Origin of the sequence: Mucilaginibacter tolerans (assembly GCF_030519375.1) — a bacterium.
GTDB lineage: Bacteria > Bacteroidota > Bacteroidia > Sphingobacteriales > Sphingobacteriaceae > Mucilaginibacter.
The window spans coordinates 160987-177897 of record NZ_JAUMKB010000005.1; the positions used below are offsets into that span (position 1 = coordinate 160987).

Annotated in this window: 17 protein-coding genes; 10 read left to right on the forward strand and 7 right to left on the reverse strand. The window is 43.0% G+C overall.

The features are described from left to right. Nucleotides 1–38: 38 nt before the first annotated feature. Both Q3A68_RS09095 and Q3A68_RS09100 read left to right on the forward strand, forming a co-directional pair. On the forward strand, nt 39–1046 hold the full coding sequence (locus tag Q3A68_RS09095; protein WP_302900756.1) for a glycosylasparaginase: 1008 nt from the start codon (nt 39–41) through the stop codon (nt 1044–1046). Nucleotides 1047–1121: 75 nt separating this feature from the next. After that, nucleotides 1122–1868 (forward strand): copper homeostasis protein CutC, encoded by a 747-nt coding sequence (locus Q3A68_RS09100; RefSeq protein ID WP_302900757.1) that lies wholly within the window; start codon nt 1122–1124, stop codon nt 1866–1868. Nucleotides 1869–1919: 51 nt separating this feature from the next. Here Q3A68_RS09100 and Q3A68_RS09105 read toward each other — a convergent pair whose 3' ends face one another. After that, nucleotides 1920–4781, reverse strand: coding sequence for a hypothetical protein (locus Q3A68_RS09105; protein WP_302900758.1), 2862 nt, complete (start codon nt 4779–4781; stop codon nt 1920–1922). A gap of 167 nt (nt 4782–4948) precedes the next feature. Between Q3A68_RS09105 and hscA the strand changes: the two genes are divergently transcribed. Then, on the forward strand, nt 4949–6805 hold the full coding sequence (gene hscA / locus Q3A68_RS09110; protein WP_302900759.1) for a Fe-S protein assembly chaperone HscA: 1857 nt from the start codon (nt 4949–4951) through the stop codon (nt 6803–6805). 50 nt (nt 6806–6855) lie between these two features. Beyond that, nucleotides 6856–7569, forward strand: coding sequence for a hypothetical protein (locus tag Q3A68_RS09115; RefSeq protein WP_302900760.1), 714 nt, complete (start codon nt 6856–6858; stop codon nt 7567–7569). A 29-nt stretch (nt 7570–7598) separates the two neighbouring features. Here Q3A68_RS09115 and Q3A68_RS09120 read toward each other — a convergent pair whose 3' ends face one another. Beyond that, the gene (locus Q3A68_RS09120; RefSeq protein ID WP_302900761.1) at nt 7599–7886 is read right to left on the reverse strand and encodes a hypothetical protein; all 288 of its coding nucleotides are present in this window, start codon (nt 7884–7886) and stop codon (nt 7599–7601) included. A gap of 96 nt (nt 7887–7982) precedes the next feature. On the opposite strand from Q3A68_RS09120, the gene Q3A68_RS09125 reads away from it, so the two are divergent. Further along, nucleotides 7983–9134: a tetratricopeptide repeat protein gene (locus tag Q3A68_RS09125; protein WP_302900762.1), complete on the forward strand. Its 1152-nt coding sequence runs from the start codon at nt 7983–7985 to the stop codon at nt 9132–9134. Here Q3A68_RS09125 and Q3A68_RS09130 read toward each other — a convergent pair. Further along, nucleotides 9103–9720 carry a riboflavin synthase gene (locus Q3A68_RS09130; RefSeq protein ID WP_302900763.1) on the reverse strand — a complete coding sequence of 206 codons (618 nt, stop codon included), beginning with the start codon at nt 9718–9720 and terminating at the stop codon, nt 9103–9105. The two genes, Q3A68_RS09125 and Q3A68_RS09130, sit on opposite strands and share 32 nt — an antisense overlap. Before the next feature lie 57 nt (nt 9721–9777). Further along, on the reverse strand, nt 9778–10275 hold the full coding sequence (locus tag Q3A68_RS09135; protein WP_302900764.1) for an SRPBCC family protein: 498 nt from the start codon (nt 10273–10275) through the stop codon (nt 9778–9780). 80 nt (nt 10276–10355) lie between these two features. Here Q3A68_RS09135 and Q3A68_RS09140 point away from each other — a divergent pair, with 80 nt between their 5' ends. The 4 genes from Q3A68_RS09140 to Q3A68_RS09155 all read left to right on the forward strand — a co-directional run bounded on the left by Q3A68_RS09140 (nt 10356) and on the right by Q3A68_RS09155 (nt 12545). Further along, the gene (locus Q3A68_RS09140; protein WP_302900765.1) at nt 10356–10817 is read left to right on the forward strand and encodes an NUDIX hydrolase; all 462 of its coding nucleotides are present in this window, start codon (nt 10356–10358) and stop codon (nt 10815–10817) included. Nucleotides 10818–10884: 67 nt separating this feature from the next. Beyond that, nucleotides 10885–11217, forward strand: a complete 333-nt coding sequence (locus Q3A68_RS09145) for an ArsR/SmtB family transcription factor (protein ID WP_302900766.1) — start codon at nt 10885–10887, stop codon at nt 11215–11217. Beyond that, entirely contained in the window at nt 11207–11671 is a 465-nt protein-coding gene (locus Q3A68_RS09150; protein ID WP_302900767.1) for an SRPBCC family protein, read from the forward strand. Before Q3A68_RS09145 ends, Q3A68_RS09150 begins: the two co-directional genes overlap by 11 nt. 10 nt (nt 11672–11681) lie before the next feature. After that, nucleotides 11682–12545, forward strand: a complete 864-nt coding sequence (locus tag Q3A68_RS09155; RefSeq protein ID WP_302900768.1) for an alpha/beta fold hydrolase — start codon at nt 11682–11684, stop codon at nt 12543–12545. 51 nt (nt 12546–12596) lie between these two features. On the opposite strand, the gene accC is transcribed toward Q3A68_RS09155, so the two are convergent. Then, nucleotides 12597–14081 carry an acetyl-CoA carboxylase biotin carboxylase subunit gene (gene accC / locus Q3A68_RS09160; RefSeq protein WP_302900769.1) on the reverse strand — a complete coding sequence of 495 codons (1485 nt, stop codon included), beginning with the start codon at nt 14079–14081 and terminating at the stop codon, nt 12597–12599. A gap of 40 nt (nt 14082–14121) precedes the next feature. Continuing rightward, nucleotides 14122–14736, reverse strand: coding sequence for a YdcF family protein (locus Q3A68_RS09165; RefSeq protein WP_302900770.1), 615 nt, complete (start codon nt 14734–14736; stop codon nt 14122–14124). A gap of 228 nt (nt 14737–14964) precedes the next feature. Here Q3A68_RS09165 and Q3A68_RS09170 point away from each other — a divergent pair, with 228 nt between their 5' ends. Beyond that, complete coding sequence (locus Q3A68_RS09170; protein WP_302900771.1) at nt 14965–16146, forward strand: DUF5009 domain-containing protein; 1182 nt, start codon at nt 14965–14967, stop codon at nt 16144–16146. 248 nt (nt 16147–16394) lie between these two features. On the opposite strand, the gene Q3A68_RS09175 is transcribed toward Q3A68_RS09170, so the two are convergent. Then, nucleotides 16395–16907: a GNAT family N-acetyltransferase gene (locus tag Q3A68_RS09175; protein WP_302900772.1), complete on the reverse strand. Its 513-nt coding sequence runs from the start codon at nt 16905–16907 to the stop codon at nt 16395–16397. Nucleotides 16908–16911: the final 4 nt, after the last annotated feature.

Consider the following 16911-nt stretch of genomic DNA (forward strand, 5'->3'; position numbering starts at 1 on the left):
CACAGATAAAACTCATCCAAACTTTCTATATTAGCGACATGTTTAACCGTCGCAAATTTATCCAGTTATCGGCTGTGGGCGCTTCGCTTACAGCATTGTCCAAATCAGCAGTTGCTAAAACACTAATTTCTCCTCCCGCTTCAACGCCCCCCATCGTCATATCTACATGGGATTTTGGTATTCCAGCTAACAAAGAGGCCTGGAAGGTGCTCGAAAAAGGCGGAAGGGCGTTAGATGCTGTCGAAGCCGGTGTACGCGTTCCCGAAGCAGATATGAACAACCATACTGTTGGCCGGGCTGGTTATCCTGACCGCGATGGTCATGTTACACTGGATGCCTGTATTATGGACGAGTTCGGCAATTGCGGATCAGTAGCGGCTATTGAAAATATTGCTCATCCTATTTCAGTAGCGCGTTTGGTAATGGAAAAGACCCCTCATGTAATGCTGGTAGGCGACGGCGCCAGACAGTTTGCTTTAGAGCATGGTTTTAAACGTGAAAAGTTATTAACCGCTGAATCGGAAAAAGCGTGGAAAGAATGGTTGAAAACAGCCAAGTACAGCCCAGTGATGAATATTGAGAATAAACAGCACGCACCCGGCAATAAATACAACCATGACACTATTGGCATGCTTGCTATCGATGCTAAAGGAAATATATCCGGCGCCTGTACAACAAGTGGTATGGCATTCAAGCTTCATGGCCGTGTAGGCGATAGCCCAATCATCGGTGCCGGTCTTTATGTGGACAACGAAGTAGGCGGTGCTACCTCAACCGGTGTTGGCGAAGAAGTGATCCGCAATGTAGGCAGCTTTCTCGTTGTTGAACTAATGCGCCAGGGGTTGTCTCCGGAAGATGCTTGCAAGGAAGCGGTTAACCGTATCATCAAAAAGAAACCTGAAACCGCTAAAAATATTCAGGTAGGTTTCCTCGCCATCAACAAAAAAGGCGAATACGGCGCTTATGCAATTCAACAGGGCTTCTCTTTTGCAGTATGCAATGCAGATAAGCAGGATTTGCTGATCAAAGGGAAAAGCTTCTATTAGAACACGAATAAGTAGATTTTTTATAATATACTTGATTCATCCTTTTAAATCCATTAAATCCCAAAATCGTGTTATATGATCAATCTCGAAGTTTGTGCCAACACCCTCACCTCTGCCCTTTCGGCGCAGGAAGGCGGCGCTATACGTGTTGAGTTATGTGATAACCTGGGCGAGGGTGGCACCACTCCCTCCTACGGTCAGATCAAACTGGCACGCCAGTTACTGCATATTAAATTATATGTTTTGGTCCGTCCGCGTGAAGGTGATTTCCTATATACCGATACCGAATTTGAAATCATGAAAACCGATGTACAGAACTGCATCGACATAGGCTGCGATGGCGTTGTGATCGGTATTCTGAATCCGGATGGCAGTATCGATACCAAACGTTGCGCTGAGCTGGTAAAAATGGCGACAGACAAAGGTCTCGGTGTTACCTTCCACCGTGCATTTGATATGTGCAATGATATGGATAAGGCGCTTGAAGAGATCATCGCGATGGGTTGCGAGCGTATTCTTACCTCAGGCGGTAGAAGCACAGCCATTGAAGGTGCCCATATAATTGCTCATCTGATAGAAAAGGCAGCAGGTCGTATCATCATTATGCCGGGCAGCGGGGTAAGTGAAAGCACCGTTGCCGATCTTGTACATTACACAAAAGCTACAGAGATACACTCGTCGGCCAGAGGACCTGTAAAAAGCCAAATGCAATACCATAATGACCATATTATCCTAAGCCGTGAACATCTGGATGAATCCAGTATTTTGATGACGAATGCGAATAAGGTGCGGGAGATCATAAAGCTGGCAAATGGCATATAACTATTGAACTAGTGATTTATTGAATAAAAAAATCATTCAATAAATCACTCATTAAAAAAACGTCACAGGTAAGATCACCTCAAAACGATTACGCCCTGTATAGCCGAAGATGTCCGGGTCTAACAAATAGCTGTACCGGAAACCAAATGAAATAGATACCTGGTTGAACCATTGGGTATCAAAAAAGATAGCTGCGCCCGTCGAGCTGAAATTCTTAAACTTACTGCCATCAAGATAGGAATCCGAGGCCCGGGTATAGTCATAAAACAGATCGCCCCGTAAACGCAGTAGATAAATCGTATTGCCTATCCCGGCATCCGGGTAAGCTATTGGCAAATGATAATCGGCGCCGAGTTTGTCCATTTTATGCAGGTTTTCGGCAAAGTATCCTCTCGAGAACGGGAAGTTATTGGAAAAGCTGATGCCGTTATTACCGTCCTTCTGCTGGTATGCGGCATTGATCACAAGGTTGTGGTTTACAGATAATCCGGGAAAGAACAAATTAACATCTGCCAAAAACTGGTCGTTTGTAAAGCTGCTGATAGCTGATTTGTAGGAAAGGGTCAAACTCTGTCCCAAACGCGGGTAAATATTCTGCCTGGCCCGCTGAATATGGTTGCTGAAACTGACATAATTGCTCACATACAAATAGCGGCGCGAAGGTAAAATCGTGTTGTATGGCGCCTGAAAATTATTCTGGGTATAATACAGAGAACTACCCACATCCAGCCCGGTGATATTTTTACCCCGGCTAAAGTTTAACGGCACTTCAAGTCCGCCATGCAGATCGGTCTCGTTCCAGTAAACATTGCTACCTTTATACAGCCCACGGCGATCGATAGTATAATCCGCACCAGCTATCAGGTACGGAAATAATGCACCGTATACCGCATCAAATCCAAATTCCTTGTACTGTTCATCGCGGTTGTATGTAAATGCCAGTTGCGACTGGAAAGTATTCAACACATTCTCACCTACGATGGCTATTTGGTAATCAGGGTCGCTCAGGTTGGGGATAATACTGTGAAAATTAAACAGATGATAAGCTTTGGGATACTTAGTCACCGCTAGGGGTTCTGGTTTTATAGAATTTAACAGACCTGATGCCGGATTTTTCTCCAAGGCAGTAATGCCCATATCTGATAAACTGCCGGGAATAGCCGGCCCAACTTCTTCCCATTTTAAATCTTTTTTATCCAGCTCACTGAGCTGGTAACCTACAGCAGTAAACCCCACCCAAGCAAATTTCTTATCAGATGCTGCAGGCTGATAAATGCCAATATAGCCAGGCTGTTGATCATTTTCCAACTCAAACAGCTTGCCTGAATTGATGTGTAAGGCATACAAACGATCATTTATACCCGATGTGGCAGTGAAATAAACACCATCATTCTTAACATTAATAAATCCTATAGGCTGATACGAAAATGGCAGCAGGTAGCGCGTTTTTTCGGCAGTTATATCGATCAATGCGAGCGACATCTTGCCCTCCTGATTGCGGACAGCCGCTATAAGCTTATCCTTGCCATAATATTTTGGATAGGTATAAAATAGCTTCTCTGGGTTACCGAAGGCTTTGATGAATTTTCCATTTGCTGAATTGATAAGATGAATAGTACTTTTCCCTGATGGATTTACCTGTACAGCAACAATGGTTTTCCCGTCGGGGCTGAATGACGGCGAAAAATATTTGGTGCTGTGACTGATTCGCCTTTCCTTGCCGGTATTTACATCCAGCACCACCAACTCACTGAAATCACGGTAGGTCCACCGGATATCCGGGCGATAAGTAGCATACACTACTTTTCCATCATTATAAGCAAAGTAATTATCCAGCGAAATGCTCCGGACACTGATATTTTTTTCCGTATTCCCGCTTTTTATGACAAACACCGGCAAATGGTTATAGGTGCTCTTGATATAAATGAGCGTCGTATCATTTATATATGCCGGGTATTCCTCGTCGGCAACAAAATGTTGAGATTTTACAACAGAATTTGCAGACAATGGCTTTAAGTCGCTACTAAACTGTTTTTTGAAAAAATCAAAACCGTCCTGCCTGAACTGGCTAAAATCTTCGCCAGAATATTTTTTTACGGCCCTTTGCAATGGCGAAAAGCCTCCGCGATAAGCTGCCGCATTATGTGTTACATTTTTCCAGAAGGTGTCGCCATATTTCTCACGCCCATAGGCAACAAACATATAGCCAGTTGGGTACCAGTCAGGCGTATAGTCCAGATAGGAGCCATTGCGCAGTTTCATGTAGCTGTAATTCTTCCCACCGGCCCATATAGCACGGTAACCATTAAAAAAATAGGGCAATCGCCCCCTGCCCTGGTTGCTTACCAAAGTTTCGTTGAACACGGCGTCTCCCTCAAAAAACCAGTTGGGAACAGCCAGATCATTGGCCAATGCCTGCCCACCTTCACCAAAAAGGATGCGCATTACTTTTGACGCCCCCACATTAAAATTGTTGTACTGTTGCACATGCCTGAACTCATGTATCGCCAACTGCTTCGGCCAGGGCAAGCTGCCGATATCAAAGCTATTTTGTTCAGGTGTCAGGAAAAACTCACTACGGAAAGGCGCGAGCCCCACATAAGCATTAGCTATAGTCGTTTGATTTTGCTGTACTATACTGATTTGTTTTTGTTTATAACCGATAGTAGGCTGAATCGTACTGTTCATCTGCTGAACAATATTGGCCACCTCCATAGCTGCTGAATCCAGTCCCCGTGGATAAATCACCTTGGCTGATTTGGTGTTTACCTGGTTCCATTGAATCGATGGCGGATTCCCTCCGAATTGCTGAGCCCTTGTTATAGTTGCACTAACAGTCGCCAGTAGCAGCAAAAAGAAAAGCTTATATCTGGATTTAAGTGTAAAGCTACGGTGCCGGGGCGAAATGAACATTAAAGTGAATTAAGAATTTTGGCTGAACGTGAATTATCTTATACAGGCAATTCGCGAAAATAACGCAAAAGTGGTCAGCTTAGTTTATATCAAATTGAAAAATAGATATTCAAAAGACACACCGTTATCCAAAACTAGCTACATTTGCCGATTGTTATTGAACTACCATGGCTAAAATTTCCATCAACCTGGCAACAGGCTCTCTGCAAAAGGAAGATATTATTGTAGGTATCGACCTTGGTACCACCAACTCTCTTGTAGCATTTATCGATCCGGATAAAAACCCGAAAGTGATCAATGATACAGGTAAGGGCGTATTGGTGCCGTCGGTGGTGCATTTCGGTCCTGCAGATGAGATAACAGTTGGTAACGAAGCCAAAAATTATCTGATCACTGATCCGCAGAATACCGTTTTCTCAGTAAAAAGGTTATTGGGCCGCTCTTATCACGATATTGAAAACTATAAGGATTTCTTCTCCTATAAAGTAATAGATGACAACACAGAGAGCCTGGTAAAGATCAAGGTTGGCGACCGTTTCTATACCCCTATCGAACTTTCTGGTTTGATATTAAAAGAATTAAAGGAACGTGCCGAGCATGCCCTGAAAACCCCGGTTAACCGCGCTGTAATAACCGTACCCGCTTATTTTAATGATTCGCAACGTCAGGCTACCCGCGATGCGGGTAAACTGGCGGGACTGGATGTACTCCGCATCGTCAACGAGCCAACTGCTGCGAGTTTAGCCTATGGCATCGGTCTAAATCCTAAAGAAACAAAAACTATAGCGGTTTATGACCTCGGCGGCGGAACGTTTGATGTTTCGATATTGCAGATACAAAACGGCATTTTCGAAGTATTATCGACCAATGGAGATACCTTCCTGGGTGGCGATGATTTTGACCGGGCTATCGTAGATTACTGGGTTGAAAACAATAAGCTGAATAAAACTGATTTAGCCAATAACCGGGAACTAATACAGCAATTACGTCTTAAAGCCGAGGAAGCAAAAAAAGCATTTGCTCATCAAAGCATCTTCAATGAAAAAATCGGAGATATCTGGTGCACTATCGACCGAAATACCTTTGAGCAACTGATTCTGCCTAAAGTGCAACAAACCATCCAGTGCTGTCACAATGCTTTAAAGGATGCCGGCCTGGATATCGGCGATATCAATGAAGTAGTAATGGTAGGCGGTTCAACCCGCACGGCGTTGGTGAAGAAAATGGTATCCGATTTCTTCGCCAGACCGGTTCATGATGACCTGAACCCTGATGAAGTGGTTGCTTTAGGTGCGGCTATTCAGGCTGATATTTTAGCCGGCAACCGTAAAGATATTTTATTGTTAGACGTTACCCCGCTATCATTAGGGATTGAAACCATGGGCGGATTGATGGATGTGATCATCCCGCGTAACTCAAAAGTACCTACCAAAGCAGGGCGGCAATATACTACCTCAATTGACGGGCAGGTAAATATGAAGATCGCCGTTTACCAGGGCGAACGTGATCTGATCAAAGAAAACCGTAAACTGGCCGAGTTCGATCTGAAAGGAATTCCCGCGATGCCGGCCGGTCTGCCAAAAGTGGACATCAACTTTTTGCTGAACGCCGATGGCATTTTAAAAATACAGGCTATAGAGCTCCGGTCAGGTGTAAAACAGGAAGTGGAAGTGAAACCAACCTACGGCATTACCGATGACCAGGTGGAACAAATGCTATTGGACAGCATTACCCACGCCAAAGACGATGTGGCACAACGCATGCTAATCGAAGCCCGCACCGAAGGCGAACAAATGGTTTATACCGTAGAGCGTTTCCTGGATAAAAATGCCGATTATGTATCCATTGCCGAAATCGGCGAAACGCAAAAACTTGTTAACGAACTAAAAGATGCGCTTACCAGTGGCGATAAAGACCTTATCCTTAAAAAGGTTGACGCCCTGAACGAATATACACGACCATTTGCTGAACGCTTGATGGATCAGGCTATTAGCTCCGCCATGAAGGGTAAAAGCATTGAGTAATTGAAATAAAGATTTGGTTTGCTTATATTTGGGTGAACTAAATCTTTATCATGAAAAGTACATTTAAAGCCCCCCACATTCTTTCCATAAGTTTATTATTTGTTTTAAGTCTTCCATCTTTCGCACAACCACGCGGAATGACCATGAACCAGGTTTATAGTCAGTTGAATAAACAGTATATGAATCAGCGGTTCCAGATGCAAATGCAAATGCAAGCGATGATGACTGCGAATTGGAGAACATATGCAGGCAAGGGTGCTAATTACCAGGTTACATTTAAAGACAGTTCAGTAAAACAAGTTGTTTCATTTATGTATATAGACACAACTTCGCACAAAAATTTTTTATTGTTTGTAGATAAAAAATATCCAAAATCAGATAGCGCACACCGGTTTCAAAGGATTTATTCTGATCAAACATTATATATTTCTACCGTTATAAATAGTTCATCAGGCCAGGAATCATATGGTATGCCTAAGGATAGTTGCTGGATGTTTAAAGTGATCGATGGATCGTTGACAGTTTACGCCAAGAGTTTAAATTATCTCACCGAAAGAGGTGGCTTGCTCAATGAAATAAATTTTGAGCCTTCAGCTATTGTTGGTATTCAATTAAACGATGGCCCTATTGAAAAGTACAATAAGGACAACCTAATTAAAATGGTTGGGCAAAACACTGATGCACTGGAAGCAATCGAAAAGGGAAAATACTATAAAGCAATTAAGAAATATAACCACGATGCTGAAAGGAGCACCAAAAAATAAGTCCCCGTTCCCGGGGACTATCTTTTTCTTTACTTGTTGAGGGCTTCCTGCTCCTTCAATGCAGTAATGTTGTTCTGACTGTTAAACTGGTCGGTTTTCTGCGCAAAATCCTCCAAAATTCCAGCTATCGTATCCAGGTTATCAGATACACGCTGATGCATATCTGGCAGGTCTTTTTCCAGGCGCTTATCACCCAGGTCAATGTTATCCACTTCTATTTTGGTTAACTTTTGTATAATGGCCTGCTGACTGTTTTTCAGATCCTCCAATTCATGGACAATCTTTTCCATCAACTCAAACTTTCTAATCTTATCCATAACTTAAATCAATTGTTGTTTAGCTAATAACCGTAAAAACCTTCATTTTGTTTAATCTTCTTGCATTTTCAATTTTAAACTAATAATTTAGTTTATATGAAACCCTCTTTCTTACTCTTTATACTTATACTCGGAGCCAGACCATCCTTCGCCCAACAGAATAACAAATCCGGCGATGCCTTACTACTAGAATACTACCAGAACCAGCATTTCGCAGATGCTTTGGATTACCTGCGAAAAACTTATCCAGAACCTGTTACTGATAGTAAAATACTTTCCGGTTTGGCTTATACCTCGCAAATGGCGGGCAAACTGGGCGATGCAGAAGGTTATTACCTACGCATTTATCAAAAGGATTCAAGCAGCGTTTCTCTTCAGTACAATTTGGGCAACCTTTATTTACGGAGAGGCAACAACGGAAAGGCATTGATCTACTTTAAGCAGATATTGCTAAAAGACAGCACCAACTTCAATGTGTATAAGCAATTGGCGACTATATCATATAATACCGGCGATCTTAAAGCAGACAGCAGCTATCTGCAGAAAGCAAATCAGATTAACCCTATCGATCCGGATGTGGCAGCTGATCTGGCAACGATCTTTATCAATCAAAAGTCATATCCAAAAGCCGATACTATTGTTTCGAAAGCCCTTAACGCAGATACATCCAATCTACTATTGCTTCATCAGGAGGCAATTATCAGCTACCATATGGAGAAATTTCAACAGACCATTACGCTATGTCAGCAATTAATTGCCGGAGGATTTGTATCCGGCGATGTGATCAATATGCTGGGGATATCTTATTTTACGGTGAAACGATACAATAAATGCATTTCTGCATTTGAAATATTGGAGACTAACAAAACAGCGAGCGAAACTTCCTACTATTATACTGCCATGAGCTACAAGGCTCTGCATAATCAGGATACAGCAATTGTTTATTTAAATAAAGCGATCAAAAAGGCCATCTCATCAAATGTCGATTCTTATTACAGCGAAATGGGCGATTCATACGAGAAGATTCATAAACTAAACAAGGCGGTAAATGCCTATCAGAAAAGCTTGTTGTATGATAGCAAACCGATGATCATTTATTATGTATTAGCTAATCTATATGATTCGGAGCTGAAGAATAAAACCATTGCCGTAAAATATTACCGAAAATACGTTAAGACAAACCCTCCGCAAGTGCAAAGTGTTTACTTAACTTATGCTAAATCGCGTTTAAAGAAGTTGTCGCATTAGTATTCGTACCCATCAGCCGGGCTACATACTTACCAATAATGTCGAACTCGAGGTTAACTACCGAGCCGACGTTTACCTGCTGCAGGTTGGTATGCTCAAAAGTATAAGGGATGATAGCCACGGAAAAGCTGTTCTTTTTAGAGTTAACCACTGTAAGACTAATTCCATTTACACAGATGGAGCCTTTTTCTACGGTTACATTACCTACTGCCGGGTCATATTCAAAAGTATACTCCCAACTGCCGTGCATCTCTTTAAACTCAGTACAAATTGCGGTTTGATCCACGTGCCCCTGTACGATATGGCCATCTAACCGACCATTCATTTGCATGCAGCGTTCCAGGTTTATCAGGTCCCCAACCTTAAGGTGGCCAATATTTGATTTTTGAAGGGTTTCATCGATAGCCGTAACCGTATGCTTACCGTCAGACAAAGTAACCACAGTGAGACATACGCCATTATGCGCAACCGATTGGTCTATCTTTAACTCTGCTGCTATAGGTGATGACACCGTTATGTGCAGGTTACCCTGCTCCTGCCGCAGTTCGGTTACTTCTCCTAATGTTTCAATGATACCGGTAAACATATGTTGCTATATTTTCGACGACGAATTTACGACGCAATAAAAATTATATTGTCTGTTTTATTTAAAATTACTGCCTATGTCCAGGCGTTTATTACGCAGATCTATTCCGCCTTCTACTATCGATTTCAGGTTAGCCAAATAGAACGTCCACCCTACCTGGCATTGAACCAGCAAATTTTTAAGCGGATCGTTTTCCTGCGGAATGTTTTCCTGCGTCAGTTCCAAAATGGTAAGACCGTTCCTGCTCTCTAGAGAAATACTTACGATTGAGCCGCCACTGAAGGTAAACTTCAAAAAATCGATGCTGTTTACTTCCAGCACCTCACCTTTTTCAACCGTGCTGTCATCAAACCCATGCCAGTACCATTCATATACATCTTCTTTTGATATAGATTCATGCGGTTCGCGCAATCTGCCGGCTATTGCATAAAAATTGGCCTTGCGCAAAAACCAGCTCTCCAGTCCCTGGGGTGTTGTCCACGCCTGGTAAATGGTGCGTACATCTGTATTAAAATCTGCTTTGATTGTGAATCGGGTCCAGCTATTATCGGCCATAATCGTTTTTCGGTTTGATAGTGAACAAAAATAATAATTTAACTTTTGGCTTTTGTTAACTTGCTTTAAATCTATTTTCCATGGCTAAACAAAGTGCCGGGATATTGCTTTACCGCTTTATCAATAATCAGCTTCAGGTATTCCTGGTTCATCCTGGTGGACCATTTTATAAAAATAAAGACGATGGCAGTTGGTCAATCCCCAAAGGCGAATTTGCTGATGATGAAAATCCTTTAGATGCAGCCAAACGGGAATTTCTGGAAGAGACAGGTCAAATCATACATGGCAATTTTACAGCGCTTACACCGATTCGGCAAAAGGGCGGCAAAACCGTCCATGCATGGGCTATTGAAGGAGATGTAGATCATAAAACCATGGTGAGCAATACTTTTGAAATCGAATGGCCTCCCCGCTCGGGTAAAAAACAAACCTTTCCTGAAATTGATAAAGCAGCCTGGTTTGATACCGGATTAGCTAAAATAAAGATCAATGCTGCCCAAAGTGAGCTAATAAATGAATTAGCGTTGAAAATCAATCTGTAAATTTTTTCTAAAATAAAATTGCGCAAGTAAATACTTGCATTTATATTTACAATCAAATACTTGCACAATGATAGCGCGAAGAGATGTGTACCAGGCCATAGCCGACCCAACCCGAAGGGCAATTATCAATATGATTGCCGACCAGCCCCACAATGTAAATTCGATTGCGGAGAAATTTGATGTCAGCAGGCAGGCCATATCACTTCATGTGAAAATACTGATGGATTGCGGCTTGATCACTGTTCAACAACGCGGACGCGACCGGTTTTGCGAGGCGAAGCTGGATCAGCTAAGCGAAGTATCCGCATGGATTGACCAGTATCGCAAGCATTGGGAAAGCAAACTGGATGCTTTGGAAAAATACCTTGAAGTGCTTAAAAAAGAAAGATATGGAAAGTAACACAAATGATCGGGAGCTGATTATTACAAGAACATTAAATGCTCCGGTAGAACTGGTTTGGGAAGCATGGACCAAACCCGAACACATTGCCAACTGGTGGGGACCGGATGGATTTACTAACACGATCTCTAAAATGGACATTCGTTCTGGCGGCGAGTGGGATCTGGTGATGCATGGCCCCGATGGCACCGATTATAAAAACAAAAGCATATTCAGGGAAGTGATCCCGCTGAAAATGCTGGTATATGAGCATATTACCGGCCCGCATTTTGTTGCCACTATTATTTTTGAACAGCAAGACGAGCAGACACATTTAAAATGGCATATGCTTTTCGATACAAGGGAACAATTGATCCAGGTGGTAAAAACATTCAAGGCCGATGAAGGCTTAAAACAGAATGTCGAAAAGCTCGTCGTTTACCTAAAAGGAATGGGCATTCAAAACATATATTAAAGCGGGCTTTATGCACCGGTCAATCATCAAACACGTGCTGTTTGTATTTGTACTCAGTGTATCAGCTGTTACCTCAAAAGCCCAAAAAGCAAAACCTATGGAAAACTTAAAAGCATCCGGATATGCCCCGGTAAACGGCATCAACATGTATCACGAAATTCATGGCGAAGGAACTATACCTTTGGTGCTGCTCCATGGTGGCGGCGCAACCATTGAGGTGACATACGCCCAAATATTACCCATACTTTCAAAAAGCAATAAAGTAATAGCGGTTGAGCTGCAAGCTCATGGCCGCACAAGCGACCGGAATGCATCCGAATCATTCGAGCAGGATGCCGACGATGTAGCGGCCTTGCTAAAATATCTAAAAATAGATAAGGCCAACATCCTGGGTTTTAGCAATGGTGGTACTACCACCTTGCAGATCGCCATCAGGCACCCCGAAGTGGTGAATAAAATTATCGACGTTGCCGGTGCTTACCAGCGGGAAGGGTTTTTCCCCGGGTTTTTTGATGGTTTTGAAGGTGTTACTATTGATATGATGCCAACACCACTTAAAACGGCCTTTTTAAAGGTAACACCCGACAATGACAAATTGCTGAACATGTTTCACAAAGATGTGGAACGAATGAAAAACTTTAAAGACATCCCTGATGAGTCTATTCGCGGCATAAAAGTGCCGGCGCTTATCATTACAGGCAGCCAGGATGTAATGCCGGTAGAACACGCCGTAAAGTTATCGCACATGATTCCTGGAGCACAACTAGCGGTATTACCAGGCACACATGGTGCCTGCCTTGGCGAGGTAACTGCAAAGCCAGGCAAACAACCTGAGGCGACGGCGATATTGGTTCAGGAATTTTTGGATGAATAGTGCTCTGATTGGTATTTGCAGAGACGCAATGCATCGCGTCTCTAGGGTATATCATAGTTCCCGTCTGTTTTTTACCCAATCCGACACACCATTATTTATTGCCTGCGAAGACGTACTTCCAGTTTTCCTCCCCAGTAATTTCTCCATCACCACAGCAGCAATTAGCGCTTCATCTTCTGATCCAGCGTGCAACACCTCAGGAGTAAAATATTTCTTCACAAAATGGGTGTCAAAATTACCTGAGGTGAAAGCCTCGTGCTGCATCACAAACTTTCCGAAACCGAGCGTTGTGGTAATGCCGGTAATATCGTACTCATCAATAGCCCGGATCATCCGTTCAATAGCTTCCTGCCTGTCTTTACCGTAAGTTATCAATTTGGCGATCATCGGATCGTAATAGATCGGTATCTCCATTCCCTGCTCAAATCCATCATCAACACGTACGCCGGGACCTTTTGGCGTCACATAAGTCTGTAGTGTCCCGATATCCGGCAGGAAATTATTTTCAGGATCTTCGGCATATACGCGTAACTCTATAGCGTGTCCATTAATTTCCAGGTCCTCCTGTTTAAAACTGATCGGTAAGCCCTGGGCAATATTAATCTGTTCTTTTACCAGATCGACGCCGGTGATGAGTTCCGAAACCGGGTGCTCCACCTGCAGGCGGGTGTTCATCTCGAGGAAATAGAAATTAAGCTGGTCGTCCATAATGAACTCCACAGTACCAGCTCCGGTATAATTAACTGACCTTGCTACATCCACCGCGCAGCGCCCCATTTCCTCGCGTATTTCAGCCGTAAGTACTGATGAGGGCGCTTCCTCCACTACCTTCTGGTGACGGCGCTGCACCGAGCAGTCGCGCTCAAATAAATGAACGATATTACCATGTGTATCTCCTAAAATCTGTATCTCGATATGTCTCGGCGAGGATACATACCGCTCGATAAATACGGAGCCATCACCAAAGGCCGAAGTCGCTTCGGATACTGCCAGGTGCATTTGTTCCTCAAAATCTTCTACTTTGTCTACTATACGCATCCCCTTACCCCCACCGCCTGCTGCGGCTTTTATCAGTATAGGAAAACCCACTTCAACAGCCCGGCTTTTTGCTTCGGCAATATCAGAGATAGCCTCTTCAGTTCCCGGCACCATCGGGATGTTATATTTCAAAGCTGCTGCCTTGGCCGACAGCTTATTACCCATTACCTCCATCGCTTCGGGTGAGGGGCCGATCAGGATCAGACCTGCCTCTCTTACCATTCGTGCAAAAGCTGCATTTTCAGAAAGAAATCCATAGCCGGGATGTATTGCCTCTGCACCCGTTTTGCGGCAGGCATCGATAATCTTTTCGCCAACAAGGTAAGATTTACTGGAAGGCGCTTCACCTATGAAAACAGCCTCATCGGCATAGCGAACATGTAAGGCATTTCGGTCGGCAGCAGAATATACAGCCACCGTTTTTATTCCCATCTCGCGGGCCGAACGCATTACTCTTAACGCGATCTCGCCGCGATTGGCTACCAGGATTTTCTTCATCCTAACAAATGTATAAGATTTGTGCTGATTTAAAACAAGACTATTTGAGATGAGCCACGATCACACCTACCAGCTCTTTCAGGTAAACAGGCCATCCCGACAATACACCGGCATCCGGAACGAGAGACCCCAAAAAGCCAAATTTCTGATTACCCGTTATTGTCCCGCTTGGTTGTGCAATAACTTGTAATCCTTCTTTTTTGAAAATGTATTGTGCGCGTCGCATGTGCCAGGCTGAAGTGACAAGCAAATAAGGGGGCGGCAAATGTTTTTGCAGTAATAGCTTTCTTGAAAAGGCCGCGTTCTCGAAGGTGTTTCGCGATTCCTGTTCGTTCAATATGGCGCTATCCGGCAGGTTAAACTCTTTCAATACACTCTTCGCCCAGGCTGCTTCCCTGAAACTACTGGCTTGCAGATTACCGTTACCACTACTTATCAGGATGTGCGACGCTTTGTTTTGTTCTTTTAGCTGCAAACCTTGTAGAAAACGATCGGAATATCCATTAAACACCCCGTTACCATTCTTGTCCTCACCAGCAAATCCCCCCAAAACGATCACCGCGCTGTATTCTTTTCCTTTGACCAAAGTTTCAGGATACACATCCCAATTTTTTGCAAACAGATACAGCAACAACGGATTACTAAAAATGATCAATAAAGTGATGGCTGTTATAAAACATCTTTTCTTTCGGTTCGGTCGCTTGCTAAAGAGAGCCACCAGCAAAAAGACCATAATCCAATTGAGTGGAAATAATATAAAGAGCAGAACCTTTGATAATATGAAGTACATGACGATGGCAAATGTATTATTATCACCAAAATATTACAGTGAATACGATGCATTTTTATCATCTTTAATCGACCCTAAAACTATATTACGATTATGACCGAATCGATTGTCTTTAAAGAGGCCCCAAAGCGCCTGTTGTCTATTGATGCTGTAAGGGCATTAACCATGTTGTTGATGATATTTGTCAATGACCTGAGTGGCGTTAAAGGCATTCCCGAATGGATAGATCACGCCAAACGAACAGAAGATGCGATGGGTTTTGCCGATACCATTTTCCCTACGTTCCTGTTTATCGTCGGCTTATCTATCCCCCTGGCGCTGGACCGTAAATTACAAAAAGGGGACTCCTCCAAATCTGTCCTGTTTTCTATTATATCGCGATCGTTTGCATTAATTGTGATGGGCTTTTTCCATGTGAACCTGGAAGAATATGGCAAAGCATCTATTCTGTCTGAAGGTTTATGGGAAATACTGATAACCGTTGCTTTCTTTTTGATATGGCTTGATTACCCCGCTACCATTAACCATGTAAAAAAATACTTCCTGATAGGTGGAGGATGGCTCGTTTTACTTTTAATGGCGTTTCTGTATGTTGGCCGCGAAGGTAACAGCATGGAGCCACATTGGTGGGGTATCTTAGGGCTTATCGGTTGGGGATATTTGGTTTGCGCGCTGATCTATTTTTTCGCAAAGGGCAAAATGTCAATCCTTATCATTGCCTTTCTGATATTTGCAGCGATTAATATATTGGATCACGGTAAATGGCTGCGTATGCATTTGTGGGTAATTCACGATGGAGCTACCGAATTTTCCATCATGGCAGGTACTATTGTCTCATTGTGGTATGCCCGGATGGTGAAGAAAGGGTTCCATGCAGGTTTATGGCTATGGATGTTCGTAGCCGGATGCGCATCAATTGCCGTCGGATTCCTGGCGCGCCCTTATACTGATGGCATATCAAAAATCCGCGCTACTCCGGCATGGATACTGATCTGTATCGGCATATCCATTTTAGTTTTCGAGTTGATGATCTATTTGGTGGATTTTAAGGGCAAAAAAAACTGGTTTAAACTAATTTGGCCGGCAGGAACAGCTACGTTAACTTGTTATCTTATCCCCTATTTGCAAGTTGGTTTTTATAAATTGGTTGGTTTCCGTTATCCGCAAGCCCTTAATTACGGTTGGGGTGGTTTCTTCCGGTCGTGGGCGGTGGCTTTTATTGTGGTAATTATTGGTGGATTTTTGGAGAGGAAAAAATTGAAGTTAAAGGTATAATAATAACATCTTTAAACAAAAAAATCCCTGCCCGCACACAGACGGGCAAGGGATTTTTGTGATTGGGTAAAGAACATATCTATTATTAATCTTACCTATAACAGATCGCGTACTTCTACGTCATACTTGCATCTAAAGTTTTCCTTTCAGGTCCAAAAAACACTGTTTTTCATGTCATTAAGGCCACTTTTGCTTTAGTTAATTAACGTAAAAGTCTAAGATACAATGAATAAGTTGGCTTATTTTTTTTAATCTAAACTTAAAATTAGCTCCATGAATTTTAAGTCGAGCCAGCGCCCGAATTTAAAACCAACCTCTTTGAAGTGCGCCACCTCAATAAAGCCAAACGATTGATGCAGGTGATAGCTCACCTGATTCTCCCCATCTATTCCGGCTATCATGGCATGCAGTTTCATTTCACGAGCACGATCAATTAAAGGCCGTATAAGCAACTTGCTTAACCCTTTGCCGCGATGATTTATATGCACATAAACCGAATGCTCCACAGTATATCGGTAACATGGCCATGCCCTAAAATGAGCGAAAGTACCAAAGCCTGCTATTGTCCCATTTATTTCAGCAACAAAAACAGGGAAACCGTTACTGATCCTGTCATTATACCAAGTCAAGCGCATATCCAGCGTATGAGGCTCTTCGCTATAAACTGCGGTCGTATTAATAATAGCATGATTATAAATTTCCAGAATGCCCGGAAGGTCATCTACAGTAGCATCCCGAATAATAAATGATTGATCAGTCATGCAA

Bases quoted from the DNA above. Each gene is read 5' to 3' on its own strand.
- Q3A68_RS09095 (WP_302900756.1), top strand. From the start codon at position 39: ATGTTTAACCGTCGCAAATTTATCCAGTTATCGGCTGTGGGCGCTTCG.
- Q3A68_RS09100 (WP_302900757.1), top strand. From the start codon at position 1,122: ATGATCAATCTCGAAGTTTGTGCCAACACCCTCACCTCTGCCCTTTCG.
- Q3A68_RS09105 (WP_302900758.1), bottom strand. From the start codon at position 4,781: ATGTTCATTTCGCCCCGGCACCGTAGCTTTACACTTAAATCCAGATAT.
- hscA (WP_302900759.1), top strand. From the start codon at position 4,949: ATGGCTAAAATTTCCATCAACCTGGCAACAGGCTCTCTGCAAAAGGAA.
- Q3A68_RS09115 (WP_302900760.1), top strand. From the start codon at position 6,856: ATGAAAAGTACATTTAAAGCCCCCCACATTCTTTCCATAAGTTTATTA.
- Q3A68_RS09120 (WP_302900761.1), bottom strand. From the start codon at position 7,886: ATGGATAAGATTAGAAAGTTTGAGTTGATGGAAAAGATTGTCCATGAA.
- Q3A68_RS09125 (WP_302900762.1), top strand. From the start codon at position 7,983: ATGAAACCCTCTTTCTTACTCTTTATACTTATACTCGGAGCCAGACCA.
- Q3A68_RS09130 (WP_302900763.1), bottom strand. From the start codon at position 9,720: ATGTTTACCGGTATCATTGAAACATTAGGAGAAGTAACCGAACTGCGG.
- Q3A68_RS09135 (WP_302900764.1), bottom strand. From the start codon at position 10,275: ATGGCCGATAATAGCTGGACCCGATTCACAATCAAAGCAGATTTTAAT.
- Q3A68_RS09140 (WP_302900765.1), top strand. From the start codon at position 10,356: ATGGCTAAACAAAGTGCCGGGATATTGCTTTACCGCTTTATCAATAAT.
- Q3A68_RS09145 (WP_302900766.1), top strand. From the start codon at position 10,885: ATGATAGCGCGAAGAGATGTGTACCAGGCCATAGCCGACCCAACCCGA.
- Q3A68_RS09150 (WP_302900767.1), top strand. From the start codon at position 11,207: ATGGAAAGTAACACAAATGATCGGGAGCTGATTATTACAAGAACATTA.
- Q3A68_RS09155 (WP_302900768.1), top strand. From the start codon at position 11,682: ATGCACCGGTCAATCATCAAACACGTGCTGTTTGTATTTGTACTCAGT.
- accC (WP_302900769.1), bottom strand. From the start codon at position 14,081: ATGAAGAAAATCCTGGTAGCCAATCGCGGCGAGATCGCGTTAAGAGTA.
- Q3A68_RS09170 (WP_302900771.1), top strand. From the start codon at position 14,965: ATGACCGAATCGATTGTCTTTAAAGAGGCCCCAAAGCGCCTGTTGTCT.
- Q3A68_RS09175 (WP_302900772.1), bottom strand. From the start codon at position 16,907: ATGACTGATCAATCATTTATTATTCGGGATGCTACTGTAGATGACCTT.